Below are 26,365 nucleotides of genomic sequence, written 5' to 3'. Positions count from 1 at the left end.
AGTCTACCACTACAGGTTTTAAAGAAACGTTATCTGGGTTAATTTGTGCAGCATTAACTTCTCCTTTAATTAGTTTTTTAAAACTATGAACAGAATCTGTGCGGATAAAACCCCAATCTGTTTTAGTGTCCACACTTAATTCTCCCATTCGACAAGCTACATAAGGTTGATGTAACAACGCTTGATGCAAAGCAACCTTATATTTAGTGATATTACTAACAGCAAAATTGATCTCTTTTCCTGTAATGGGATGTTGCACTTTATTCATTAACGGAGGGCAATCATAAAAATAAATGCGATAAAGTTGTTCTCCATTTTTTCTATCAACATGACGAATCCAATAACGCCACATTTCTTTTGCTAATTTCTCAGGTGGCAAATTCATTTCTGGATCAATTTTAGAGGTAAATAAACGGATAAAAAAACCTGCATCAACAAAAATGGCAACTTTTCTCTTCATACAAAATCCCAAATTACAGATAATAAAAAAGCCTAAGGGTCATCTATTTCGGAATAGTGAAACGACTCGCCAAAGGCTGGATGTAATAAACATAACAAGTATGGTCATTATGTTTGTTAAATAAAGTATGACAACTTATAACGTTGTACCAACTCGTTAATCATTCTATGCAAAAATGAAGTTTAAAGCAATTTATTTGATATAAAAATTCATTTCTTACAAACAAAAAAACACCCCATAAGTGAGGTGTTTTTTATACTAGATAATTAAATCAAATTAGAAATAAACACGTAAACCTACGCCGATCTTATTATCTCTTGCTTTAGCATTATCTTGATTTTTATATTGGAATGTACCACCTTCTACATAGGTAACTACATTTTTAGCAAACCAGTAGTCAGTACCAAGAATAAAGCCATTCATAGTTGTTTTATCATCACCAATATGTTTTGTAGCTTTATAATATTGGTATTCACCATATACTTTAGCATTTTCTAAATATTGGTATTTAACACCAACTTCTAATGCACGTAATTTGTTGAAACTATCAGCTAATTCAGTACCTTCAGCAAATTCGATATTATCTACATCATTAGTTAATTTCTTTTGAGAATAGTCAACTGCTAATGCAAATGGACCAGTTGCCAATTCAGCTCCAACAACAAATGAATTATCTTTATGTTCGTCAACACTAGATGCAGTACCTGCAGATAAACCATATACAGCTGAACCATCTGCTAAATAAGCAATAGGAGTAGAATCTGTATCAACATTTACACCTGTAGAGATATTATGTCTTACTTGAGAAAAACCACCATTTAAGGTCAATGTAGTATCATTAGCCACTTCAGCAGTATAGAATAATGCTCCGCCCCAACCTTTACCATTTTGTTCATCAGCAGAATATTTTTTAGCTCCACCAAAGAAGTAATCTAAACCAAAGCTAAAACCACTCCATTCTGCACTACGGAATTTAACTGCTTTATTGTCATGATTGTGAGTTTGTTTAACATCACCCAAATCATAAGTATAATCAGAGATACCTAAATCATCTAAGTTAGTTTCTTGACGACCAAAAGTTAATGTACCTACATTATCTTTCGCAAATCCACCAAAAATATTGTGAGCATATGCATTTTGGTTATCTTCATCATCAAAACGTAATTGAGCATTTGCTAATGCACTAAAACCATTACCTAAGTCTTGAGTAACATTAGTAATTAAACGTGATGAACCATATTTAAGATCTGTACGTTCGCCTTTATTTTGAGTAAGTAATAAACGAAGTTGTCCACCAAGTTCTACTTTTGTGCCATCTTGATTATACACTACTGCTGCGTTTGCAGAAGTTGCTGCTAATGCTGCTACTGCTACTGCTACTGCTACTAATGTTTTTTTCATAATAAATACCTCTTAAAAATTTTTAAGTTAAGTCCATTGAACTTTTTTTTGAAACGTAAGTCTAATAGGCTTCATTTCGAGCCAAAATCCTACGCCAACTCAACCAGGTGATCAATCCTGCTTTCCCTCTTTAGCTCAAAAAACGAACAAAAAACAAATCAATAGTCTATTTTTTAAACAAAAAAGAACCTTTAGCTAAAGCTAAAGGTTCTTTCTTTATAAGTTTGATTATCAGATTAGAATAATACGCGTAAACCTACACGGAATTTATTATCTCTTGATGAATCATCACCATATTTCCAATTCGCAGTACTTGCTTCAACATAAGTAATCACATTTTTAGCAAATTTATAGTCAGTACCTAAAATAAATTGATTAACTTTAACTTTTTCTGCATCACTATCAGCAAAGCTTGCTTTACGATAAATATATTCACCATATACAGAAGCATTATCTAAATAGTTATATTTAGCACCAACTTCTAATTGTTGTAATTTATTGATAGGTAATTTAATTACTTCACCAGTATGAGATGCTTCAAACGCAATACCATCTTGGTTATCTGTCGCTTTAGATTGAGAATAATCTACCGCAAACGCAAATGGACCTGTCGCTAATTTTGTACCAACAATAAAGGCATTAACTTTATGCTCTTTATATGGTAGTGAATCTTCTGTTGCTGCAGCATAAGATGAAGTTGTGTAAATTTTATTACCATCTTTATCATAGCCAGACACTTCTAATAATTTTTCATCTAAATCAACAAATTTTCCTGATTTAACTTTAGTTTGAGAGAAACCTGCATTAAATTGTAAAGTAGTATCTTGAGCTAACTGAGCTGTATAGAATAACGAAGTACCAAATCCTGCACCATGATTATATTTCTCTTTATCTTGTTCACCAAAGAAATAATCTAAACCGAATTGGAAACCAGCAAAATCAGCACTACGGAAACGAATATCCTTATTTGCATCAGTTCTAGTTAAGTTAACACCACCTAAATCATAGGTAAAATCAGATAAACCAACATCATCTAAGTTAGTTAATTGACGACCAAAAGTAATTTGACCTACGCCATCTTTAGCAAATCCAGCATATAAACGTTTAGCATAAGCACCTGAATCATTACTACCTGGATCATTGAAACGTACTTCAACATTACCTAATGCGCTATAGCCATCACCTAAATCTTGAGTTGCTTTAAACACTAAACGTGATGAACCATATTTTAAATCTGCACGTTCATATTTATCTTTAGCTAATAATAAGCGAAGTTGTCCACCAACTTCTACTTTAGTACCATCTTGGTTGTAAACCACTGCTGCGTTTGCAGAAGTTGCTGCTACTGCTGCTACTGCTAGAGCGACTAATGTTTTTTTCATAATTGACACCTCTGTGTTAAGTGATGTTATTTAACAGTAAGCCATTAAATAACTGGATTATGTCGAACAATCCAAGATTGCCCAACGATTACTCATTTCGAGATGCAATTTACAACATTTCTTAATTCTGTCAATTTTTTTATGGTTTTAGGGAACTATTTAAAAAATATATATAAATCAATAACTTGAACAAAACCCCATTATTAATACATTAATGAATGATAACATCATAAAAAATAACTTATGAAATTACATTTATTATGTAATTGAAATATTTATGTTTTTTATAAAAAAACTAAAGTTTTAGCTAAGAATTAGAAAGTTCCACTTTTTTTTAACCAATTTTAATATTTGTGATTTCGGTCACATTATAGAAAATAAATTTGTTTATTTTTTAAACAAAAAAGCACATTGAGTGTTTTTTACTTCTATTTTTACTTTCAATAAATTTGTGATCTAACTCACTTTTTTAGCGGTAATAACTATATAGTGACATTCTTTTTTAGGGATTTTCTGCTGATGAAGAACTAAACAAAAACAGCTTAAAACAAAAACAATTTTGTTACATTTTGTTATTTATTTTGTGATTGGATTTTTTATAAATAGAAGGTGATAACTCTCACAAAATTTAGCCATTGCTTGGCAAAGGAGAGAAGATAGTGGTTTAGTACAAACGGATAACAGTGCTTATATTTTTAATGTCAATGTAGATTACCCTTAACCTGTCCGCTTATTTGTATTAAGTTGTACATTAACTTCTTTAGCTAGGATTTGATTCATTTCAGAATCAACAAATCTCTTTAAAACCTGTTTGATCAAGGGTTGATAATTAATTCCATGATATTTGGCAATAAATTTTAGATCATCAAGAACATCTTTTTGGATTCTTAAGGAAATTGGCTGTAATTGTATTGATTTTTGTAGTTCTTCAACCGAGAAGTCGGAAACTTTTGCAGTTTCTTTAGATGCTCCTAGCTTTCCAGCTTCCCAAAGCTCAACATTTGCATAAATATCTTTGTCTTTATTCATATCTTGTACCTCTGTTAATTCTGTGTTTTTCATTATTCGTTATAGGACAAATCAAATTTCCCCATGGTTTAACTCTTCATACAGCCGAATATGCGATATTTTTGCATCAAAGGCAGTTTTTAAATAAAGATCACCATTTTTCGGCACAATCACGACCTTTAAATAACGACCATAATCTGTGGATGCAATAAACCAAAAAGAAGGAGGTATTGTTTTATGTTCTTCTGCTGTATCTTCGATAAGTTTACCTTCAATATTACTGATACATTGATACACTTCTTCAATACTCACATTATGTTTATTCCTTAATTTATCTCTAATTTTCTCTGAGATAATTAACTTTCCTGCCATCAAGAATCCTCTATGCTTAGAAAGTATATACAATTGTATATACAAAACAAGTTAATTTTTATACTGATAAACAAATTAGCCTCAATTTATGCAAATGCTTTTATTGCTTATCTATAACTTTTATAGGATATAAATTGTCAATTACTCATCACAAATAAGAGAGGAATTTTTGGAATAGAGATCGATAATTTGGCAAAAAGAAATAAAGCCGATGGCAAGCTATTTCATTAGAAAAAGTAACCAAAGGCTCTATTACATTTAATGGGATAAATTAATTGAGAACTGTTTTATAACCCTGTCCTTTGCGCAATCTCATCGGCAAACTTACCAATGCTGATAGCAAAGTAATAGGATTTATTCCAATCCATAATCGTTTTGAAGTTTTGTGATACTAAGAAAGCTCGCCCTGCCAAACCATTTGGTAACACTAACCACACTCTGGTTCGTTGTAATTGAGCAATTGCACGTTGTGAAAAGGCGTCTTGCGGTAAGATAATTCCCAACCGTTGCCAATCTGCAAGCGATCTTGCTTTACCATTTTCTGTACCAGCAATATTTTGATCAATAATACCTGAAAGCTGTACTTCTATGCCCCAAGGTAATTGGTTATTCCAACCAACAGTCGCCAGATAATTGGCAATTGAAGCAAACGCATCATAATAATTTTGCCAAATATCAGCAATGCCATCATTATCGCCATCTCTCGCATAGCTTAAATAGGAACTCGGCATAAATTGTGTTTGTCCCATTGCACCAGCCCAAGAGCCTTTCATTTTTTCTCTCTCAATATGTCCTTTATCAATGATGCTTAACGCTTTGATAAATTCATTGGCAAATAACGATTCTCGACGCCCTTCAAAAGCTAATGTTGCTAAAACGGACAATACGTCAAAATTCCCTTGATAACGTCCAAAACTGCTTTCCATACCCCATAACGCAACCAAATATTGCGGTTGCACACCAAAACGGCGACTAGCCGTTTCCACTTCTTGTCGTTGTTCCGCAAAATAACGCACTGCTAAAGCGACTTTTGTACTGGTTAATACACGATTTAGATAATTTGTAACGCCATTTGGATTCGGTTGTGATGGTGTTGAAGAACGTTTTCGTCCGGCTTGTTGCTGATCTAATTCTATGGAACGTGTAACAAATTGGATATTTTGTTGCGAGTAAACCACAGTAGGATCAACACCTTGCGCTACCGCTTGTTTACGCAAATAATCAACATAATGATCAAAATTAGCTGGAACTCGTGATTGTGGATAATTAAAGGATACATCTTGAACTGATGTTGTTGTCGGTGCAGAACTGCCACAACCTACTAACACTAATGCACCTAAACTAATGACTGCTTTCTTTAACATTTTTTTATTACATCAAATTATTAATTAAATTTTTCTTGCTTTAAACTATCTAACAAATTCTCTATCGGTGGCGGCATTTGTAGATAAAAACCTTGTTGTTTAATCTGCTCTAATACGGTTTGATTATCGATCTGCGCCAATTTTTTCTGCCCTAAGAGATTAAATAACATTACAAATTGCGGTTTACCAAATAGGGTTAATAAGGTTTCAGGCAAAGTAGAAAAATCATCACGTTTTTCAATATAAAGATACATTCCCTCTTTTTTAGGACTTTTATAGATTGCACATAACATCTTTTTCCACCTATTTTGCCTGTTTAAAAACGCCCCAATAATTGGCACTAACGTCATTATTTAGCCAGAAATTACCGGTTAATGGATTATAGTGATAACCTTTTAATTGTTCACAAACCAATCCAACTTGATCACAATAAGCCAATAATTCCGATGGTTTGATAAATTTCTCATAATCGTGCGTCCCTTGTGGCAGCAATTTCAACACATATTCAGCACCAATAACCACCAACGCCCACGCTTTTAGAGTTCGATTAATAGTGGACATAAATAACACACCATTTGGTTTTAAAAGCCGCTGACAACTACGCACAATAGATTGCGGATCTGGTACATGTTCCAACATCTCCATACAGGTAATCACATCAAATTTTTCCGCTTGTGCTTGTTGCTGTTGTTGTAAAAAATCTTCTATGGTGATTTGCTGATAATCAATTTGTAACTGGCTTTCTGCAGCATGTTGACGCGCTACTGCTAACGGCTCCGTACTCATATCAATCCCTGTTACGATGGCGCCTGCTTTAGCTAGACTTTCTGACAAAATACCGCCACCACAACCGACATCTAATACTCTTTTTCCTGCTAAACCTGCGGTATGCTGCAAAATATAATTCAAACGTAACGGATTCAATTGATGGATAGGTTTAAAATCCCCATTAGGATCCCACCAAGTTGCCGCCATTTTTTCAAATTTAGCTAATTCTTGTTGATCCACATTATCGGTACTATTGCTTGTCATTGCTCGTCCTCATCATCATCTTCATCCTCTTCTACCCAACGATTCTTATCTAACAATTCATCTGCTACAGTGACTCGCAACTTAAACTGTAATAATTGTTGTTGTAACGCTGGTGTATCATTGGAAATAGTTAATTGTTTTTGTCCAACAAAAGTGGCATTACCTAATGGACTAATCATTCCCAACATTTCGCCATTACCTACTAATAACGCTGGAGAAGTTTGGGTCGGATACAATAATGATTGTCCAAAAGTGGAAATTGGCGTTTGAATACCAAGTAAATCCATAATCGTTGGTAATAAATCATATTGCGACGCATATTGTTGTGAATGTTGAGCTGGTAAGCTGCCATCAGGCGCAAAAATCACTAATGGAATATGGAATTGTTCATCTAAATTTTCTGATGGCAACGAATTCAAAGTATGGTCAGCAGTAAAGATAAAAATAGTATTTTTATACCAAGGTTGTTGTTGTGCTCCTTGCATAAATTGTTCTAATGACCAATCCGAATAACGCAAAACATTTAAAAAGCCATTTTCATTCGCAGCATTATGCGGATAAAGGTGGAACTCTTTTCCTGCATCAGCGAAAGGTTCGTGTGTTGAACCAGTAAATAAGAAAGCAAAAAATGGTTGATCCACTGGCGTTTGGTTAATCTTGCTTAATAAAAACTGCAAACTATCATAATCCCAACCAAAATGTGGCGGTTCCTGCGGATATTGCTTAATAATTGGCACATCTTCCTTCCCATAATACTCTTGGAAACCCAAGACATTCGCAATGCTATTGACATTAAATGAACGCCGATTAGAGGTTTGCATCATAATGGTACGGTAATGCTGTTGATCGAGAATTTTGCCAATCTGACTTACACGATTAAGTTCCAAGCCAAATCCTAATGTCGGATGATTACTAAATACTGGTACTGAAGATAAGATCGCTTGAATACCGATAATACTGCGCTTACCTGCCGCATAATAGTGATCCCAAGTTTGCGACTGTGCAATCAGTTGATCCATAAATGGCGTTGCACCATAGCCACGATGTGCTAACGCATCAATATATTTATAACTCCAACTTTCTAATAAAATTAATACGATATTCTTTCTAGTCGGTGCAATTTTAGATTGGAATATAAACGTGTCTTTTGCTGGTAAAGCTAATTGCTGTTCCGCTGGTGTTAATAAATTAAGTGGTTTTAATTGTTCTTGTGCACGCACCTGTTTTAACACAACAAAAGGCGTATTCAAGATTAAATTGGCTTGGTTAATTGAAGCAGCATCTTCATCAAAAGCATCGGCATAACTAATTGGTCGTCCTTTAATAATCATACCGCGAGCCAACCAAACACAAACCACAATAAATAAAACACTAGTGATAATTCGTATTGGTAAAGCTGGTAATTTTTCTACTGTTGTGATGTTTTTGATGACCATATAATAAAAACTCACAATTACCAGTAATATAAAAATAGTCCCTAATATCGTATTTAACAAACGCGAACCAAACGCGACTTCAAAAATAAATGAAATATCTTCGCTAATCGCGGTCACTTCACGTCCTACATGTCGATAAACTTCACCAAAATAAGTAATATCCACCAAAGTAATAACGGTAAAACCAATAAAGACTATTAAGGCAAGATAGGCTAAACTTTTTTGTACTTTAGGAGAATAGACTAAACGGAACGGTAATGCACCGATTAATAAAATCGGTGCTAAAAAGATCGTAGTGATATTAAGATCGAAACGGATACCATAAAAAAATGCCTGTAACAGCTGACTAAACTCAATATCATCAAAAAAATAGTCAGTATAAGTAACTACGAACAATACTCTTAAAACGGCAAAAAGTACGATTGCAAATAGTAATAATCTTACAGGTAGTTTTAAATATCCCATCCCTTACCTACTCAAATAGTGATTTTGTTAATAGTTGTGCTAATTGCGTATAACCAGCTTGATTAAAATGTAAGCCATCATCGGTGAAGGATAAATCTAACTTACGATAACCATCTTGTAAGACGGTATTTGGTGCAATAAATGTCACATCTTTATCCGCAAAATATTGGCGTAATTGATGATTAAATAGATCAATTTGCGCATTGCTCGCTTCACGCTTAAACGCCATATAACTGATTTCCATCAAATAAATTCGAGTATTTGGATTGATTTGACGTAAATGGTTAATCGTTTCGTTCAACCAATAGAGCGAATCTTCTGCTTGCCAACCGGGGCGACACATTTCGTTAATTCCTAGGAAAATCAACGTATATTTGCCCAAACCTTTCACCAATTGCGGTTGTAAGATTAATTCTACATATTGCTGTGTCGTGATACCGCCAATCCCTAAATTATTGACCGGAATTTGCTTCAGCTCTTCAAGCGAAGTCCAATAATCCCATAAAGAGTGCCCAATTAAGGTGATCTCTTTTACTGTCGCAAAATCTGCCGCTTTTTCACGAATACGACGCTGTACGTTCAGTAATGACGTTTGATAACGCACTCTTAATTGCAATATTGCTTTCACTATTTCATAGTCAAAACTATCTTCAATCCATAAAGATCCTGCTTTATCCATTGCATAAGTTTCAACTTTCTGTACAGGTTCACTGCTTGCAAGGCTCAACAGATAAATAGCACCATTCTCTTGTCCTTGAGGGTTAATAGAATAGAGATAATCAGCCTGTTTTTCCGCAAATAATGCACAACTTTGCTGAATTTGTTGCGCTGATCTTAATGGTGTTTCCGGCGCTAAAATCGCGGCGCAATCATACTCATCCGCTAATGTTTCTAACGTTTGCCACGTCGTCAATAATGAACGGTTATCTAATAATGCCTCTGGCGCACATAATTGTATTTCTACCGAATAACGGCTTAATGCATCTTGGTATTCAAGCTTATCAGTTAACACCACAATTTTATCAAAACAACCGCTCTCTAAAGCCGCTTCTATGGTATAACCTGCTACTAATTTGCCTTCAAGCATCAAGACATTTTTATTAGGCACATCTTCTGCCGCAACAGAACGGACAGGAATCAAGGCAACACGTTTCATCTTTAATCCTTATAATTTACGCAATAATTTATAAATTTTTCCTAATATTTTACCTGGTAGCACGCGAGTAAAGGCACGCACAGCAAAAACAGCCAATGCGCTCAACGGATTTTGCATACCCAATTTAATTTTTAATTTCGCCAATTTCCATTCACTTTTGAAATATTGCAATCCGCGACGACGGTTATACATTCCTTGTCCTGCCCGCATTTTGATCAAAATATCAGGCAAATTGTGAGTAATATAGCCAGCACTTAAAAAACGTAGCCATAAATTATAATCTTCTAAAAATAAATGATGTTGATAACCGCCTACCGCTTGAATCGCTGATTTTTTATAAGCTAATGCCATATGATTAAATGGACAACGAACAGGTGCCATCTTTTTAATATCCGCATCTTCAACTGGTACACGACGGATTGAAGTTACGTTTGGATTATCGGTATCGAACTCTTCGATTTGTCCACCAACCATCGCCACTTCAGGATGTGCTTCAATATATGCCACTTGTTTAGCAAAACGATCTGCGACACATAAATCGTCCGTATCCATGCGGAATACCCATTCGTTGCTACATTCTGCCATACCAGCATTGAGCGCTTTGCCTAAACCAACATTTTCTGGTAACGGCACAATTTTAATTGGCAAACGTGTTTGCCATTCGGCAACACAATCCTGCAACGCTTGTGGAATCTCCCCATCATACACCAAGACAATTTCAGTCGCGGGTAATGTTTGTTCCGCTAAGCTCTTAAAACATTGCGTTAAATATTCTGGTTTCTCTTTATAATACAAAGACATTAATACGGAAAAATTCATTTGCGTTCCCTATGATTTTATTTTTTACGCTGTAAAACTTGTTGATAATAATCCAGCAGCTGTTGAATATGCTGTTCAATACTAAACCCTTGTTCACGCATTCTCGTAGCATAACTTTCACGCTGTTGATTCAGTTTGGTCTGTTCAATCGCCGTTACCCAACTATCCACCGTACCATTGATCGGATAAAAATGGACTAAATCGGTTACTGCCACCTCATCGGTAACTGTATTACTCACTAATGTCGGTAAACCGTTACATTGTGATTCCAACGTTGATAACGGAAATCCCTCAAACAACGAAGGTAATAAAAATAGATCAAATAGATTTAATAGTTGCGGCACATCCTTACGGTAACCAAGAAAAACCACTTTATCAGTTAAGTGATGTTCTTTTACCCATTGTTGCTGCTCTGCTTGCTGCGGCCCTACACCAACTAAAAACAGTTTATACGGCTGCTCTTGCGCCGCTAACTGTTGCATAATCCGTAATAAAAATTGGTGATTCTTGACGGGTTCAAAGTTACCAACGTGTCCCAAAACGATGGTGTTATTATCTAATTGAAATTGTTCACGTAATTGCTGACTCACCTCAGGCTTAAAGACAAACTGTTCACAAGCAATCGCGTTATAAATAATTTGGTATGGTTTATGTTTAAATAAAAATTCCCCAGCCACGCGACTGCATGCAATCCGATCAGTAACAAACAACTTAGTAAATTGATAAAACAGACGGTTAATCTGCGCTTTAATCTTACTACCAGACGGCTGACTACTATGTGAATGTAAAATACGTCCTTTAATCTTATGCTGTTTTGCATAATAGAAATGGATAAAAGATAAATAAGGATTATGCGCATGTACTAAATCAAAATGGTATTGTTGATATAACGCTTTTGTCGCACGCCACAATTTACCTGTTAGCAAATTTTTGATCGAAAAAGCAGGCAAATGATGAAATACCACTGTCGGATTATGTTGCAGAATTGCCTCTTCAAACTCTGCAAAGCGCTGTGGTGCATAATAAGTAATATGTAAGACATATTTATCTTGTGGAAAATTTTGTGCCACTGTTTTTAAATAACTACCGACACCGCCATGTACCGCAATTCCACACAAATATAAGAGATGAATTTTATTTTCTGTTGTCTGCATATTTAACCTCAGCTAACTCGGCTAAATAGAAATAACCCAGTAAAGCAATAAAACTAACCATTCCTTTGGTTAATAACACAAAATAAAGCGCTAATAATGCGAAATAAAGTATTGCACGTTGCACATTTAACGCCATTGTTTTTGCTGCTAAATAACTGTGTACTGCCAAATTAATCACTAATCCCACTATGCCAACGGCAAAAATAATGCGTAAATAACCCACATCAATTCCCATATAATACAAGCCATCTACACTATTTTGCGCCAGATAGAAACCATCGCCAACTAACCAAGTGGTTAAAGTTGTTGGCAACACTTGATACATCTCTAATAAAATATCGGTCGATTCTGTTTCTAAACCTGAACCAGAGAATAAATTGATAAACAGTTCTGCGGCAAAGTAGAATAATTTCGAATGTAATAAATCAATACCAAGTAAATTATTTAATACAGCATACAAAAAGAGTAACAGTAATAATAAGCCTGTTGGAATCAACATAAAGCAGAATAACGCTAAACGGTAATAATCGCGAAAATAGCGCTGATAGCAGAAAATAATCGCCCCCATTGCTATACCAACTAATACCGTTCTTGCCAATAATAAGCCAATTAAACTGATAAAGGCTAACAACAATAGATCACGCACAAAATAGTGCGCTAATCGTTGTTGAGCTAAACGAAATGACAACAGAATAATCGTGAAAGCATAAATGATACCAGCACCAAAAAACTGCGTACCAAAGCCAATAAAACGATTTCCTTGTTCCAACGAAGCAACAATTAAACCGCGTCCTTCACTGTAACGAATCAAGAACAGCAGCAAATCTTGCATAAAAGGTAAGGTGTTCACTGCTATGGTCAATACTGACTGAATAACAACGGCATTAATCCAAATCGCAGTGAAACGTTGATAATCCACTTTTGCATAAATCTTTGTTGCCAAGCAATATAAAAAATAGGCGGCAAATAGATAAATGAGTGGTGTTACTCCGTTCTGAATTAAGTAGGCAATTTCAAAATTCGCCGGATTCAGCAATTTTGCCGGCATTAAAGATAAAGCAAAAGGAATAACGATTAACCCTAAAGGCAATAATTGACGCGCTAACCACTGTTTTTTTAAATAATCACGCAGCAATAAGCCCGCACCAATTACCCCCATCATTACTGATGGGTGTAACGGCACGAAATTATATTTGATGTTAAATAACCAAGTTAAGAATAACCAATAAAATATAAATTTCTTCATCATTTAGCTTAAATTAGCGCGATTGTCGTTATTTCCTTAACCATTTCAATCCACACAACTTCAACCAACGCATAAATAATATGGATTTCACCGGATAATTCACTTTGCTGACTTGGCGATAGATATGACATAACTTACAGAGCTGTAATTCACCAATATTCGCTCGATTAATTGATAAAGAGTATTGGGTAATTTGTTCATCCGTTAATGAAAGATTTAAATGCGTCAATAAATAGTGATGAATCTTGCGTAATACTTCATTTTTTTGCGCAAGATTTTTTGCTAATAAACGCGTTTCACTATTTGGCAAAATACGATACTGCAAAATTACTTCTGGCAAATTAGCAAACTGATACCCTTTTAGCATCAAATGAACCCATAAGCCATAATCCTCAGCGCGATAATATTGTTGCTGATATACAACATCATCAATATCTAATACATTCATATTAAACATTATGGTCGGATGATGAAACGCAGAGGCTAAAAATAGATGCGCTTTAATTGCCATATCTTGTTCCGGTAATGCTAAAACTTGTTTAGTCACACCTTCACCAAAAGTTTCAATCGCACCACCAACTACTGCCACTTGCGGATGTTGTTGTAAGAATGCTACCTGTTTTGCAATCCGATCCGGTAAAGCAATATCATCTGCATCCATTCGTGCAATATATTTACCTTGTGCTAATTGGATCGCTTTATTTAAAGTCGCAATTAAGCCTAGATTTTGTTCATTTTCTACATAACGAACACGTAAATCTTCTTGCGCTAATTGCAATAAAATATCAGCAGATTTATCCGTTGAACCATCATTAATCACCAAGACTTCCAAATGATGGTAACTTTGTTGCAAAATAGATTTTACTGCAGCTTCAATATATTGTTCCCCGTTATAACAAGGAATAATCACTGAAACTAATATATCATCGCTTTTCATTATTTTGACTCATTCAATAAATAGCATTGATTAAAATCTTGTAACCACGTTTGATAAAACGAAGCATTTTTTCCATAAGAGTTATCATAAATATAAACAGTTTTTCCCAGTAAAATGCCGAGAATAAAGCAGTGCAAACGTGTGGTATAAATTTGATCAAAACGATTAAGGAAATTAATCCCTAATTCCATATAAAACTCACGACGGTTATCAATTTTCTCAATTGGCTGCACATATAATGGCATTAACATTGGAATGCGATTTGCCACTTTGAATAAAAACTCTCTAAAAGAAAAGAATGAGAAATTCGGATTATATTTAATCAACTGTTTGAATTCTTTCTCAAAACTTGGCCAATCAGAAACGGTCACATTTTCTAATGCAGCTACCTCATGATAATCAGCTGCGGTATTTAACTCTTTATCTGTACGTTTCACAAATAAGGTTTTGCCCGTTTTTTCATCATTAATAAATGAATCTAAATTCAAACAAAATGCCATATCTGGTAATAATAAAATTTGGCATTTAGTAAAATATTTATTTAATAACCCGTATGAAACTTGATCGCGCGCACAAATAGTCACATTACCATGCGCATTAAAAATTTCTGCGCTTTTTTCTAATGCTGCTTGTGATTGGAAATACACCGTTTGCGGAAAGACAATAATTTTATTGTTTGGACATTGTGCAATGACGCGTTCACGCAATTTTTGGCAAACATCCCATACATCACCGAAATTACCACCACCATGAAACAGAATAATATCTTCCGGTGCAATTTTTTTCACATCAACATCATAATAAGGTGCTGCATATTTTAGTTTATACGGTAAACGTGATAGATAGGCAATTTCACCTGCCCAAATGGCTTGATCACCAATATTTTGATGATCAGGAATATCTAAGAGTACATAATCATTATCAATTAATGGATCTAGACGATCATAAATAATTTCACTTAAACGAGATAACTGTTGTCTATTTGGATTGATCATAAAACTCTCTCTTTAAATTTATACCAAATCTTACTCACTAAGCGTTGATTCCAAATGAAGAACATCACAACTGCAATAGCGAATAAAACGAGATTAAGACTAAGCTGATTCAGACTAACTACATAACAATAAATAAAGCTCATTGCCAATGGCAGCCAAAAAGATGTAATTCCTAAATGGACGGGATAAAAAGCTTTCACATCTTGCTGACGAATTAAAAAAACAATAATAAAGCTGACCAGTGTTCCTAATGCAGCGGCGAATAAACCAATTTTCGCCATTAAGAAGAAACTTATCACTATATTAATCACTGCCCCTAATAAAGTTGTAGTTAAAATCTTCAATGTATTTTTCTTTTGTTGATAGGCGGTTCCTAAAAAAGCACAAAATGAAGTAAATATTGTCGCTAAAACTAACAATGGCATATATTGCCATGCTACATAAAATTGTTTAGCAAATAGATAATGAATAAGTGGCTCGCTGACACTAATAAAAATCAAACCAATCGAAAACATAAATTTAGCTAATTGGTTAAAGGTTTCTGTTGTTACTTCTCGATAGTCCGCACTCTCATTTTTTAAAATAACATCTTGCCATGCTAATAAAAATAAGGAAAAAACGATCATCAAAATACTTGGCAATCGTGAAGAAACCGCATAAATCCCATTAGCCGCGGTATTGATCTGATGAAAAATAATATATTTATTCGCCATCGTCATTAACCACCAGCTCACCGCATTTGGCACTAATGGTAAAGAATAACTGAGCATTGGTTTCAACAATTGCCGATCGATTGCTGCCCATGAAAGGTAACGATAAAGCTGCCAACGAAATAGTATGATCAAAATCACTAGCAAATTCGCTAAAATCATACCAGCTAACACCGCAAACAGTTTATCTGCAAACAGCCACAACGCTCCTACTGATAATACTAATAGCAAAAATGAGTATAAAATGCCTGACCAAGCAAATTGCTGGGTTAATCCTAACCCTCTTAACGCTTGCTGCAAAATATAAAATAGTGATGAAACCAGTAACAAAACTAAAGTTTCGGTCAGATATGGCTGCGGATAAAAATGGCTAACGACTACTGCAATCACTAATATGATCACGCTAGCAATTAAGAACATCATTAAGGCACTGCTAATCACTTTAGCTTCAGAATCAGCTTCCTTGTCATCAGAAATCAGCCAACGATAAATGGCATCCGATAGCTGCAATGTGATAACAGGCGTCACCAACATGGTAAAAGTTAAAATCAAATCATATTGCCCCATTTCCACCGTTGAAAGATAAAGTGAAAATAGCGGCAATAGTAGAAAAGAAAGTATTTTGGAACCAAAACTACCAATACTATAAATAAGCGTATTTTTAAGTAGCTTATCGCTTATTGCATTTCCCATACTATTTTTTCTTTAATACTCTAATAAATAATAAAATCATACAGGACAACACTAACCCAAATAAGAAACCGATCGCCAAGATCAACGCTTTTTGTGGTTTCACTTTATATGGATAAGTTGGTGAAGTTTTATATTGAAACGCATCAATTGTTAATGCTTCTGCATCATCAACTAATTTAACCAAATCAGTAATTTGTTGTTTGGCGGTGTAATAAGCGGTTGGATAAATAAATTTTTGTTGTTCTAATCCTGCAAGTTGTGCTGCCAAATTTTGACTGCCCAATAAATAAAGATAAGGATTTGCTAAATTAGCTTTCTCATCATTTAATGAAAGATTAAGCTGTAATCCTTCCTTAGTACCACCTGCTGATTGTGCGATAGCTAACGCTGCTTGTAAATGCTGGATTTGTGCTTGTTTTTCTAACACTAACTGGTCTTCAATTTGTTTTTGCTGATATTTTAATGCAGTAATTTTTTGTTTTACTCTAATTAAAAAATCAGCCATGGCTTGCTGATAAGTAATTTTATTAGTGAATTGTACAAAACCATCCAACGTTTTTTGCAACAACTGTGCATTAGTATCAGTAAAAGTTAATTTAACGGAAGGAATATCAGCTAATGCTCTATTTTCTGCTGTAATTACCGTAATGTTGTTACCTTTTTTAGTCATATCAGGTGTCACAACATTAATATTTTTAATCCATTTTTCCAAAGTTGCTTTTTTCTCTGCATCACTTTGCGTTTTACTTAACTCTTTATATAACGCAGATTCTAAGAAATAATTCTTACGCACATCATAGATGAAAGTATTGGTTACAAACTGATTAAATAGCGTTGCAGCAACGCCGTCAGCAGTGAATTTTTCACCGCTAATTAGCGCATAACGCTGATTTAAATCTAATAATTTTTCAATGGCATTATTATTTGCTGGAATAGCTTCTGCACTTGTACTCCATTCAGGCTTAATCGAATTCGCATAAAAATAAGCGGCACCAGTAAAAATCAGTGTTGATAGAATAATCCACCATTTCTTTTGCCAAAAATATTGAAACAGTTTCGCCAGACTAAATAGATCGTCTTGTTCAATATAAGAGTTATTTACTGATGTCATCTTGTCCAATTCCTTCTTACCATCTAGATGAATACGAGGTTTTTATAAGCAACCTGAATCACAACTTATATATTATAAATCACGCAAATAAGAGTCGGTTATTCTACACTTGCCCTTGTAAAAAAGAAATGGAACACATTAGATAATCTGAATTAATGGTTTAAATCTAAAACAGATAAAAACAAAACAGGGCTATGTACGCTTACATAACCCTGTTTGGATGATGAAATAAAATTAACTACGAGAGATAAGCACTTTATTATGATTACCGCAGTTTTCTGGTAACCAATAGAAAGAACGTGCTTCCATATTTTTATCAAATAGGATTTTATATTGACATACTTTATGTTCGCCATTTTGGGTATAGTTGAACACATAATCCCATTCACGAACATCAAATAAGCCTTCTTTAAAATGCGGTTGTCCGATCAAACTCATAATTTGATCTTTATTCATTCCCGCTTTAATTTCATTCACGTTGTCCCAATTTGGCCAAGTACCTCTTTGGCTACCATGACTATTAAAGCTACTATCTTCTACTTTTGGCCATACAGGTTTGTCAGTAGTGCCCGCCTTACTTACTTGGCTTAAATTACCACAAGCCGCTAAAACGGTAGCTAACGTTACAGGAAGTAATAATTTATTTAATTTCATTGAATATTCCTTTTATTTGGCTGGATAAATCTTCCTCATTATAACCAAATATTTATTTTATTTCATGTTTTTAAACTAACTATTCTTAACAATTTCAGCAATTTTTTCTGCAGATTTTTGTGCTAATTCTTCATCTTCACACTCAACCATTACCCGAATCACTGGTTCTGTACCTGATTTACGCAATAACACCCGACCTTTACCATGTAAGCTTTTTTCTACTTCTGCGGTCACTTGTTTTACTGCTTCACTCTCTAATGGATTTGCTCCACCTTCAAAACGTACGTTGATCAACACTTGTGGGAATAGTTGTACCGCACTCGCCAACTCATTTAATGAAAGCCTATGAGAAACCATTGCTGCTAACACTTGTAATGAAGCAATAATGCCGTCACCGGTGGTATTTTTATCAGCAATAATGATATGGCCTGAATTTTCACCACCCAATTTCCAGCCACGTTCGATCATTTGTTCTAACACATAACGATCGCCAACTTTAGCGCGTACAAATGGAATACCCAACATTTTTAAAGCTAATTCCAAACTCATATTACTCATTAAGGTTCCCACTACGCCACCAGAAAGTTTACCTGAACGTAATGCTTCTCTTGCAATAATAAATAAGATTTGGTCGCCATCAACTTTATTACCAAGATGATCCACCATCATAATGCGGTCGCCATCACCATCATAAGCTAAACCAACATCCGCTTTGCTTTGTTTCACCACTTCTTGTAACGCACGAATATCCGTCGCTCCACAACGCTCATTAATATTCATACCATCTGGTTTAGTTCCGATTTCAATAACCTCTGCACCTAACTCACGCATCACATTTGGTGCAATATGATAGGTCGCGCCATTCGCACAATCGACTACGATTTTTAAACCTTCCAAACTTAAATGTACTGGGAAAGTACTTTTACAGAATTCAATATAACGACCTGCTGCGTCATTGATACGACTCGCTCTACCTAAATCCGCAGATTCTACGCAAGTCATTGGTTCTTCTAACATTTGCTCAATTGCTAATTCCACTTCATCAGGTAATTTGGTGCCATGTGCAGAAAAGAATTTAATGCCGTTATCATAATAAGGATTGTGGGAAGCGGAAATGACTATACCTGCTTCAGCACGAAATGTACGGGTTAAATAAGCGATCGCTGGAGTTGGCATTGGTCCAACAAATGCAGCAGATAATCCTGCCGCCGCTAATCCAGCTTCTAATGCAGATTCCAACATATAGCCAGAAATACGCGTATCTTTACCAATTAATACTTTACGCGATCCTTGTGTCGCTAGCACTTTTCCAGCTGCCCAACCTAATTTCAAAGCAAATTCAGGCGTAATTGGATAATTACCTACACGACCACGTACACCATCTGTACCAAAATATTTACGTTCTGCCATAATCTTTTCCTTTTTCTACTTTAATAGCACGACAATGCGCTGTATTTTACTACAACTGTTCGTACCTTTTAATTACTGTTGTTGAATTGTTGCTTGCCAAATTTTAAGTGCATCACAAGTTGCTTCTACATCATGAACACGCACGATCTGCGCTCCTTTCATTACTGCAATTAAAGCGCCAGCCACACTGCCAATCAAACGTTGATCAACAGATTTACCTAATACATTACCAATCATCGACTTGCGTGATAAGCCAATTAATAGTGGATAACCCGTTGCTACAAAACGTTCTAAATGACTTAATAATTGATAATTGTGTTCCACTGTTTTACCAAAACCGAAACCAATATCAAGAATCACATTTTCACGACGAACACCTGCTTGCTCACATACTTTTGCACGTTGTAACAACCAGTCTAATACTTCCGCTACCACATCTTGATATACCGGATTTTGCTGCATTGTTCGTGGTTGTCCTTGCATATGCATTAAACAAACAGGTAAATCTAATTCAACCGCTGCCGTTAATGCGCCTTCTTCGGTTAACGCACGAATATCGTTAATTAAATCCATTCCCACTTTTGCAGCCTCTCGCATCACTATTGCTTTTGATGTATCGACAGAAATCCAACAATCGAAACGTTGGCGAATCGCTTCTATTACCGGAATGACGCGATCTAACTCTTGCGCTATGGTAACTTCATCAGCCATTGGACGAGTTGATTCACCGCCAACATCAATAATAGTTGCCCCTTGCTGCAACATATTTTCTGCGTGATATAACGCCTGATCTAAATTAAAAAATTTACCACTATCGGAAAAAGAGTCGGGAGTAACATTTAAAATTCCCATAATTTGTGGTTGAGAAAGATCTAATACACGTTGATTTTTACTATAAATTTTCATTTTAATACTCTACTTTCCTCGCTCTTACGCTTCACTTTTTTGTCGGCTAGGTACTGGTGTTCCTTTAAGCCATTTACGCAACCAAAAACGATTTGGCATCAATTCAGCCAAAATATCTTGCCCTAATGGTAAAGGTTCAGCATAAATTAATGAAGCTAACATTTCAGCAAGCAATGGCGCTGATGTTAAGCCTCGCGAACCTAATGCACCTAACACATATAAATCTTGATAATAAGCTGCTGGCGAAATTGCCTGACGGCGCCGCCGTAAATTAAATAAATTTTGATAAGCGACAGTTTGTGCAGAAAAATCACCGACATTGCCACAAATCGGCAAACGATCTCGAACACTACAACGCACCCCAGTTCGTGCCAAATTGCCACTTGTATCAACATCAACTAACCAATCTGCCGGTGCTAAATTTTGCTGAATTTTTTGTTGATTTTGTTGCTGCTCTTGTTGATTAAACTCTCGTTGCTCACTATTGCGAATATGACTGGCGCCAATACAATGAAACTGTTTTTGGCTATCCATAGGTGTTAAATAACCGTCATAACATAATACTGCTCGTAACTTGCTCAATTTTTCTGTGGTCGGAATTTGGCTAACTTGTCCACGTACCGCATAAGTTGGTAATTCTGCCGTTTGCGCAAAACGACTAAGTTTATGTCCATTGGCAATTACAACGGTATGATGCGCAAACTGCTGCGAATTACTGGTTAAATGCCATAAATTATCTTGATAATCTAAATACCTAATTGAAGTATTTAGATAAATTTTTACCCCTTGCCGTTGTAAAAAATGCGCCAGATTTTGTACTAATTGGCGTGGATTTAACCACGCACCATTTTGAATCACTGCACCGTCACAATATAGTGGTAATCCTGCTCGCTCACTTAATTCTGCTGCAGTTTGTAGTTTAAAAAGTGTTTCTGGAAACCTTCTTTCGGCAATTTTCATTAATTTTTGATATGCCTGTGGTTGATAGCCACATAGCAACACATCACACCATTGATGTTCAAACTCAACCTGTTCCGCTAGTTTTGTCAAAAATTGCTGTCCATACGCAAAAGCATAACTATAAAAACGGCAATGACGCTCATCATCATCGCTTAATTGCGGATAAAATGCGCCTTGTTTATTGCCCGAAGCATTTAAGGCAAAGTCTGCATCTTCACAATAAATAGTGACCTGACTACCACGTTGCCATAAACAATAAGCTAAGCAAACACTGGCAACACCGCCACCAATAATGGCTACCTCTTTCGCATTTTTGGCTGCTTGCGGTAAATACCAAGGTAATGACAAAGTTTGTTCCGCCGCAACCAGTTTACAGCCAGATAAACATTCTCGTTTCCTCGCAAATCCTTTACGTTTTTGTATCTCAAATCCAGCTGCCATTAACCCTTTCCGCACCTGACTTGCCGCAGTAAAGGTCGCAAAAGTACCATTCACTTTAGTTAAACGAAACATCTGTTGAAATAAGGTATCCGTCCACATCGTTGGATTTTTACTCGGTGCAAAACCATCTAAAAACCAAGCATCGATCAAACCATTATAATAATCGCCTAATTGAGGCAAATTTTCTGCCAATTCACCAAACCATAAATCCAAAATAATGTCTTGATCAAAATAGTAACGATAACAACCTGCTATTGGTTGTCGCCAATTGATTAATAACTGTTGCAGTGCAGGCATAAATTGCGGATAAGCCTGATAAGCTTGTTGCAAACTTTGTGCGGTTAATGGATATTTTTCAAAGCTGATAAAGAATAGTCGGCGTAACTTTGCGTCAGGAAAAGTTTGTCGAAATTGCCGAAACAATGCCATTACCGCAAAAAAGTTTAACCCTGTGCCAAAGCCGGTTTCAGCAATTACAAAATGTTCTTCTGAGTATTGCTGCCAACGTTCCCAAAGATTGTTACCCTGCTGAAAAACATAGATACTTTCCGCTAATCCATCTTCTGGTGAGAAATAGATATCATCAAATTGACTAGAAACTGGGACATTCGTTTGAAATGAAACTTCTGCAAACGAGATTTTTTGAATCGACATAGAATATAAGAGATAACTTTATCAAAGGTCGCTAATAATATTATAATGAGCGCCGAATTTCATTAAGTAATGGTCTTATCTGTTCATTGTTTTAGAAAAATTTCTTGTATTCTGTGAAATTCCTAGTATAACAACGACAATTTTTTAAATTTAATTAAATCCATTCAAGCTACATAAGGACTACGAATGAAAAGAGCTGTGATTACTGGTTTTGGCGTTATCTCTAGTATCGGAAATAACAAAGAAGAAGTTTTAGCGTCATTATTGGCAGGGAAATCAGGCATTACTACAATGCCAGAATTTGTAGAAATGGGAATGCGTTCTCATGTCGCTGGTACCATCAAAATGACCCCAAGCGAACACATCGATCGTAAAGTAATGCGTTTTATGGGCGATGCTGCTGCTTATGCTTATCTTTCAATGAGAGAAGCTATCGAAGATGCTGGTTTAACCGAAGAGATGGTTTCTAATGAAAGAACTGGTTTAGTGGTTGGTGCAGGTACTGGCTCTGCGCATAATCAAATTGTTGCAGCCGATGCAATGCGCACTCCTCGTGGTGTTAAAGCAATTGGTCCTTATGCAGTAACTCGTACTATGGCTTCAAGCGTTTCTGCATGTTTGGCGACTCCATATAAAATCAAAGGTGTTAACTATAGTATCAGTTCTGCTTGTGCAACTTCTGCTCACTGTATTGGTCATGCGGTTGAATTAATTCAACTTGGTAAACAAGATGTTGTATTTGCTGGTGGTGCAGAAGAATTATCTTGGGAATGTGCTTGCGAATTTGATGCAATGGGCGCAGTTTCAACTAAATACAATGAAACTCCTGAAAAAGCTTCTCGTGCGTATGATGCAAACCGCGATGGTTTCGTTATCGCTGGCGGCGGCGGTATAGTCGTAGTAGAAGAACTCGAACACGCTTTAGCTCGCGGTGCAAAAATTTATGCAGAAATCGTTGGTTATGGTGCAACTTCTGATGGTTACGATATGGTGGCGCCAAGCGGTGAAGGCGCAATTCGTTGTATGAAACAAGCGCTTGCTACCGTCGACACACCAATTGATTACCTCAATGTACATGGTACTTCAACTCCAGTTGGTGATGTTAAAGAGTTGGAAGCAATTAAAGAAGTGTTCGCGGATAAGATGCCAGCAATTTCTTCTACCAAATCAATGACTGGACACTCTTTAGGTGCAGCTGGCGTACATGAAGCTATCTATACATTATTAATGTTAGAAAATGATTTCATTGCACCAAGTATCAATATTGAAACTTTAGATGAACGTGCTGAGAATTGTAATATCATCACTGAAACCCGCCGTAACGCAAATTTACAAACTGTAATGTCAAATAGTTTTGGTTTCGGTGGAACCAATGCGACCTTAGTATTTAAACGTTTTGAGAAATAATTTGCTTTAAACAATCGTACCAAATCCCTTCAGCAATGAAGGGATTTTTTTATATTGATAACAGAGAAAGAGAAAACCCTCTGTATTTGGTATTTAATCCTGTGATTAAGTTGAGTTAAAATTCACTCCAATATTTTTACTAAGGAAACGTTATGGCAGATTTACTAACCTTTGAACAAGCAAGACAACAACTCCTAGAACAACTCCCTACCTCAATTAATCGTCCTAATGAAATACTTTCTCTCACAGATGCAGATCAACGTATTTGTGCCAAAGAGGTAATTTCACCAATTAATGTACCGGCATTTGATAACTCGGCAATGGATGGTTATGCGGTACGTTTAGCTGATTTAGCCCAATCAATGACGCTTTCTGTTGCAGGTAAAGCCTTTGCCGGACAACCTTTCACTGGCGAATGGCAGGCGTTAAGTGCTGTACGCATTATGACCGGCGCCATGATCCCAGCTGGTACTGATGCGGTTGTTATGCAAGAAAAAGTGACTGTAAATCCAGATGGTACGGTTTCTTTCAATGAGCTACCTAAATTAGGGGAAAATATTCGCCGTATTGGCGATGATGTCAAAGCTGGCGAGGTTGTTCTTTCTGCCGGAGCTAAATTAACTGCGGCTTCTCTACCGTTATTAGCCTCTCTCGGCATCGAAAAAGTGGAAGTTTTCCCTCGTCTTAAAGTCGCCATTGTCTCCACTGGTGATGAATTAGTACCGGTTGGCCAACCTTTACAAGCTGGACAAATTTACGATACCAACCGTTTTGCGGTGAAATTAATGTTGCAACGTTTAAATTGTGAAGTATTGGATTTCGGGATTTTACCGGATAATGAGCAACAGTTTGAACAAGCATTCCGCCAAGCTGAACAACAAGCCGATCTCGTTATTACCAGCGGTGGCGTTTCTGTTGGCGAAGCCGATTTTACCAAAAATGTTATTGAACGCTTAGGCACCATCAATTTCTGGAAACTATTAATGAAGCCGGGAAAACCTTTTGCTTTTGGTAAATTAGAAAATGCATGGTTCTGCGGTTTACCGGGTAATCCAGTTTCTGCTTTTGTTACTTTTTATCAATTAGTGCAACCAGCAATTGCGAAATTAAGCGGTTTTAGCCAATGGCAAGCACCACAACAGTTTACGGCAGTGGCTGCAACCGCAATGAAAAAAACACCGGGACGCTTAGATTTCCAACGTGGTCATTATCGTGTTAATGCACAAGGGCAAATTGAAGTAGAACCTGTTCGTTTCCAAGGGTCGCATATGTTTAGCTCTTTTGTGCAAAGTAACTGTTTTATTGTGCTGGAAAAAGATCGTGGCAATGTTACCGCTGGTGAAACTGTAACTATTGAACCTTTTAATTTCTTGTTGGATTAATAATGCAGATAGAACTTACCGACGCTGAAATGATGCGTTACAACCGTCAAATCATTATGAAATCCATTGATTTCGACGGACAAGAACGTTTAAAAGGCAGCAAAGTATTAATTATTGGATTGGGTGGTTTAGGCTGCGCTGCTGCACAATATTTGGCAGCAGCGGGAGTTGGCGAACTAATGTTAGTCGATTTCGATACGGTAGCGCTTTCCAATTTACAGCGCCAAGTTTTACATAATGATAGCCGTATTGGTATGCCGAAAGTGGATTCTGCGAAAAAAAGCTTAGCTGAACTCAATCCTTTAGTAAAAATTAATACGCTAAATGCCCAATTAACAGATGAGCAGCTGACAGCGCTCATTGCCGACTATGATCTTGTATTAGATTGTACCGATAATGTCGAAACCCGAAATCAATTAGATCGTCTTTGCCAACAACAACAAACACCATTGGTTTCTGGAGCGGCAATTCGTATGGAAGGGCAAGTCAGTGTCTTTACCTATCAGCCGAATACGCCGACTTATCGAGATCTCAGCCAATTATTTGGTGAAAATGTATTAAGTTGTGTTGAAGCGGGAGTATTATCGCCAATTGTTGGAATTGTGGGCTCAATTCAAGCATTAGAAGCGATCAAAGTGTTACTGAATATTGGTACTTCTCTTTGTGGTCGTTTATTGATGATTGATGGTTTGAATATGCAAGTTCGTACTATTAATTTGCCTCACCGCTAATATAAGAAGTGCCACTAGATAGTGGTACACAGACCGCTGACAAACCTAAATTTTGTCACAAACTTCCATAAAATAGCTT

Annotated in this window: 23 protein-coding genes and 1 pseudogene; 3 read left to right on the top strand and 21 right to left on the bottom strand. The window is 36.1% G+C overall.

All coding sequences use genetic code 11. The features are described from left to right. The 21 genes and pseudogenes from QS62_RS06315 to mnmC form a co-directional block, all read right to left on the bottom strand. Window positions 1-460 (bottom strand): PIN domain-containing protein (locus QS62_RS06315; RefSeq protein ID WP_462138957.1); only part of this gene is annotated, 460 nt, incomplete at its 3' end. A gap of 276 nt (window positions 461-736) precedes the next feature. Then, window positions 737-1,861, bottom strand: a complete 1,125-nt coding sequence (locus QS62_RS06310) for a porin (RefSeq protein WP_066107560.1) — start codon at window positions 1,859-1,861, stop codon at window positions 737-739. Between the two features lie 236 nt (window positions 1,862-2,097). Next, window positions 2,098-3,243: a porin gene (locus tag QS62_RS06305; protein ID WP_066107557.1), complete on the bottom strand. Its 1,146-nt coding sequence runs from the start codon at window positions 3,241-3,243 to the stop codon at window positions 2,098-2,100. 717 nt (window positions 3,244-3,960) lie between these two features. Beyond that, window positions 3,961-4,272 (bottom strand): CopG family antitoxin, encoded by a 312-nt coding sequence (locus QS62_RS06300; RefSeq protein WP_066107563.1) that lies wholly within the window; start codon window positions 4,270-4,272, stop codon window positions 3,961-3,963. Between the two features lie 51 nt (window positions 4,273-4,323). Next, window positions 4,324-4,623, bottom strand: coding sequence for a DUF4258 domain-containing protein (locus tag QS62_RS06295; protein ID WP_066107554.1), 300 nt, complete (start codon window positions 4,621-4,623; stop codon window positions 4,324-4,326). 287 nt (window positions 4,624-4,910) lie between these two features. Next, window positions 4,911-5,987: a lytic murein transglycosylase gene (locus QS62_RS06290; protein WP_066107551.1), complete on the bottom strand. Its 1,077-nt coding sequence runs from the start codon at window positions 5,985-5,987 to the stop codon at window positions 4,911-4,913. A gap of 20 nt (window positions 5,988-6,007) precedes the next feature. Next, on the bottom strand, window positions 6,008-6,280 hold the full coding sequence (locus tag QS62_RS06285; RefSeq protein WP_066107548.1) for a YcgL domain-containing protein: 273 nt from the start codon (window positions 6,278-6,280) through the stop codon (window positions 6,008-6,010). A gap of 10 nt (window positions 6,281-6,290) precedes the next feature. Next, the gene (gene ubiG, locus QS62_RS06280) at window positions 6,291-7,019 is read right to left on the bottom strand and encodes a bifunctional 2-polyprenyl-6-hydroxyphenol methylase/3-demethylubiquinol 3-O-methyltransferase UbiG (protein WP_066107545.1); all 729 of its coding nucleotides are present in this window, start codon (window positions 7,017-7,019) and stop codon (window positions 6,291-6,293) included. After that, window positions 7,016-8,920, bottom strand: a complete 1,905-nt coding sequence (locus QS62_RS06275; RefSeq protein WP_066107542.1) for an LTA synthase family protein — start codon at window positions 8,918-8,920, stop codon at window positions 7,016-7,018. The genes ubiG and QS62_RS06275 overlap by 4 nt, the downstream gene beginning before the upstream one ends. A 7-nt stretch (window positions 8,921-8,927) precedes the next feature. Continuing rightward, on the bottom strand, window positions 8,928-10,076 hold the full coding sequence (locus tag QS62_RS06270; protein ID WP_066107540.1) for a GDSL-type esterase/lipase family protein: 1,149 nt from the start codon (window positions 10,074-10,076) through the stop codon (window positions 8,928-8,930). Between the two features lie 9 nt (window positions 10,077-10,085). Beyond that, a complete protein-coding gene (locus QS62_RS06265; protein ID WP_066107537.1) occupies window positions 10,086-10,895 on the bottom strand; it encodes a glycosyltransferase in 810 nt (269 codons plus the stop codon). A gap of 17 nt (window positions 10,896-10,912) precedes the next feature. After that, window positions 10,913-12,049, bottom strand: coding sequence for a glycosyltransferase (locus QS62_RS06260; RefSeq protein WP_066107535.1), 1,137 nt, complete (start codon window positions 12,047-12,049; stop codon window positions 10,913-10,915). Beyond that, entirely contained in the window at window positions 12,030-13,295 is a 1,266-nt protein-coding gene (locus QS62_RS06255; RefSeq protein ID WP_066107532.1) for a hypothetical protein, read from the bottom strand. The genes QS62_RS06260 and QS62_RS06255 overlap by 20 nt, the downstream gene beginning before the upstream one ends. A gap of 28 nt (window positions 13,296-13,323) precedes the next feature. Beyond that, window positions 13,324-14,232 (bottom strand): glycosyltransferase family 2 protein, encoded by a 909-nt coding sequence (locus QS62_RS06250; protein ID WP_066107529.1) that lies wholly within the window; start codon window positions 14,230-14,232, stop codon window positions 13,324-13,326. Then, the gene (locus QS62_RS06245) at window positions 14,232-15,227 is read right to left on the bottom strand and encodes a polysaccharide pyruvyl transferase family protein (protein WP_066107526.1); all 996 of its coding nucleotides are present in this window, start codon (window positions 15,225-15,227) and stop codon (window positions 14,232-14,234) included. The genes QS62_RS06250 and QS62_RS06245 overlap by 1 nt, the downstream gene beginning before the upstream one ends. Continuing rightward, complete coding sequence (locus QS62_RS06240) at window positions 15,224-16,630, bottom strand: oligosaccharide flippase family protein (RefSeq protein ID WP_066107524.1); 1,407 nt, start codon at window positions 16,628-16,630, stop codon at window positions 15,224-15,226. Before QS62_RS06240 ends, QS62_RS06245 begins: the two co-directional genes overlap by 4 nt. Window position 16,631: 1 nt before the next feature. Further along, window positions 16,632-17,741 carry an LPS O-antigen chain length determinant protein WzzB gene (locus QS62_RS06235; protein WP_066107521.1) on the bottom strand — a complete coding sequence of 370 codons (1,110 nt, stop codon included), beginning with the start codon at window positions 17,739-17,741 and terminating at the stop codon, window positions 16,632-16,634. Between the two features lie 258 nt (window positions 17,742-17,999). Next, window positions 18,000-18,395, bottom strand: a pseudogene (locus tag QS62_RS06230) (outer membrane protein assembly factor BamE); the annotation flags it as partial. Between the two features lie 75 nt (window positions 18,396-18,470). Further along, on the bottom strand, window positions 18,471-19,805 hold the full coding sequence (glmM, locus tag QS62_RS06225) for a phosphoglucosamine mutase (protein ID WP_066107518.1): 1,335 nt from the start codon (window positions 19,803-19,805) through the stop codon (window positions 18,471-18,473). 72 nt (window positions 19,806-19,877) lie between these two features. After that, window positions 19,878-20,711, bottom strand: coding sequence for a dihydropteroate synthase (gene folP / locus QS62_RS06220; RefSeq protein ID WP_066107515.1), 834 nt, complete (start codon window positions 20,709-20,711; stop codon window positions 19,878-19,880). Window positions 20,712-20,735: 24 nt separating this feature from the next. Next, window positions 20,736-22,766, bottom strand: a complete 2,031-nt coding sequence (gene mnmC, locus QS62_RS06215) for a bifunctional tRNA (5-methylaminomethyl-2-thiouridine)(34)-methyltransferase MnmC2/FAD-dependent 5-carboxymethylaminomethyl-2-thiouridine(34) oxidoreductase MnmC1 (protein WP_066107511.1) — start codon at window positions 22,764-22,766, stop codon at window positions 20,736-20,738. Between the two features lie 186 nt (window positions 22,767-22,952). Here mnmC and fabB point away from each other — a divergent pair, with 186 nt between their 5' ends. The 3 genes from fabB (at window position 22,953) to moeB (ending at window position 26,286) form a co-directional block, all read left to right on the top strand. Further along, window positions 22,953-24,173 carry a beta-ketoacyl-ACP synthase I gene (fabB, locus tag QS62_RS06210; protein WP_066107508.1) on the top strand — a complete coding sequence of 407 codons (1,221 nt, stop codon included), beginning with the start codon at window positions 22,953-22,955 and terminating at the stop codon, window positions 24,171-24,173. Between the two features lie 152 nt (window positions 24,174-24,325). Then, the gene (moeA, locus tag QS62_RS06205; RefSeq protein ID WP_066107505.1) at window positions 24,326-25,555 is read left to right on the top strand and encodes a molybdopterin molybdotransferase MoeA; all 1,230 of its coding nucleotides are present in this window, start codon (window positions 24,326-24,328) and stop codon (window positions 25,553-25,555) included. A 2-nt stretch (window positions 25,556-25,557) separates the two neighbouring features. Beyond that, window positions 25,558-26,286: a molybdopterin-synthase adenylyltransferase MoeB gene (moeB, locus tag QS62_RS06200; RefSeq protein ID WP_066107499.1), complete on the top strand. Its 729-nt coding sequence runs from the start codon at window positions 25,558-25,560 to the stop codon at window positions 26,284-26,286. Window positions 26,287-26,365: the final 79 nt, after the last annotated feature.

Source organism: Gallibacterium salpingitidis, assembly GCF_001678495.1.
Classification (GTDB): Bacteria; Pseudomonadota; Gammaproteobacteria; order Enterobacterales; family Pasteurellaceae; genus Gallibacterium; species Gallibacterium salpingitidis.
The sequence above is the reverse complement of the archived record's forward strand: the minus strand, read 5'-3'. Positions and strand labels throughout refer to the sequence as shown.

Coding starts and splice junctions, on each gene's coding strand:
- QS62_RS06310 (WP_066107560.1), bottom strand. CDS start 1,861: ATGAAAAAAACATTAGTAGCAGTAGCAGTAGCAGTAGCAGCATTAGCA.
- QS62_RS06305 (WP_066107557.1), bottom strand. CDS start 3,243: ATGAAAAAAACATTAGTCGCTCTAGCAGTAGCAGCAGTAGCAGCAACT.
- QS62_RS06300 (WP_066107563.1), bottom strand. CDS start 4,272: ATGAATAAAGACAAAGATATTTATGCAAATGTTGAGCTTTGGGAAGCT.
- QS62_RS06295 (WP_066107554.1), bottom strand. CDS start 4,623: ATGGCAGGAAAGTTAATTATCTCAGAGAAAATTAGAGATAAATTAAGG.
- QS62_RS06290 (WP_066107551.1), bottom strand. CDS start 5,987: ATGTTAAAGAAAGCAGTCATTAGTTTAGGTGCATTAGTGTTAGTAGGT.
- QS62_RS06285 (WP_066107548.1), bottom strand. CDS start 6,280: ATGTTATGTGCAATCTATAAAAGTCCTAAAAAAGAGGGAATGTATCTT.
- ubiG (WP_066107545.1), bottom strand. CDS start 7,019: ATGACAAGCAATAGTACCGATAATGTGGATCAACAAGAATTAGCTAAA.
- QS62_RS06275 (WP_066107542.1), bottom strand. CDS start 8,920: ATGGGATATTTAAAACTACCTGTAAGATTATTACTATTTGCAATCGTA.
- QS62_RS06270 (WP_066107540.1), bottom strand. CDS start 10,076: ATGAAACGTGTTGCCTTGATTCCTGTCCGTTCTGTTGCGGCAGAAGAT.
- QS62_RS06265 (WP_066107537.1), bottom strand. CDS start 10,895: ATGAATTTTTCCGTATTAATGTCTTTGTATTATAAAGAGAAACCAGAA.
- QS62_RS06260 (WP_066107535.1), bottom strand. CDS start 12,049: ATGCAGACAACAGAAAATAAAATTCATCTCTTATATTTGTGTGGAATT.
- QS62_RS06255 (WP_066107532.1), bottom strand. CDS start 13,295: ATGAAGAAATTTATATTTTATTGGTTATTCTTAACTTGGTTATTTAAC.
- QS62_RS06250 (WP_066107529.1), bottom strand. CDS start 14,232: ATGAAAAGCGATGATATATTAGTTTCAGTGATTATTCCTTGTTATAAC.
- QS62_RS06245 (WP_066107526.1), bottom strand. CDS start 15,227: ATGATCAATCCAAATAGACAACAGTTATCTCGTTTAAGTGAAATTATT.
- QS62_RS06240 (WP_066107524.1), bottom strand. CDS start 16,630: ATGGGAAATGCAATAAGCGATAAGCTACTTAAAAATACGCTTATTTAT.
- QS62_RS06235 (WP_066107521.1), bottom strand. CDS start 17,741: ATGACATCAGTAAATAACTCTTATATTGAACAAGACGATCTATTTAGT.
- glmM (WP_066107518.1), bottom strand. CDS start 19,805: ATGGCAGAACGTAAATATTTTGGTACAGATGGTGTACGTGGTCGTGTA.
- folP (WP_066107515.1), bottom strand. CDS start 20,711: ATGAAAATTTATAGTAAAAATCAACGTGTATTAGATCTTTCTCAACCA.
- mnmC (WP_066107511.1), bottom strand. CDS start 22,766: ATGTCGATTCAAAAAATCTCGTTTGCAGAAGTTTCATTTCAAACGAAT.
- fabB (WP_066107508.1), top strand. CDS start 22,953: ATGAAAAGAGCTGTGATTACTGGTTTTGGCGTTATCTCTAGTATCGGA.
- moeA (WP_066107505.1), top strand. CDS start 24,326: ATGGCAGATTTACTAACCTTTGAACAAGCAAGACAACAACTCCTAGAA.
- moeB (WP_066107499.1), top strand. CDS start 25,558: ATGCAGATAGAACTTACCGACGCTGAAATGATGCGTTACAACCGTCAA.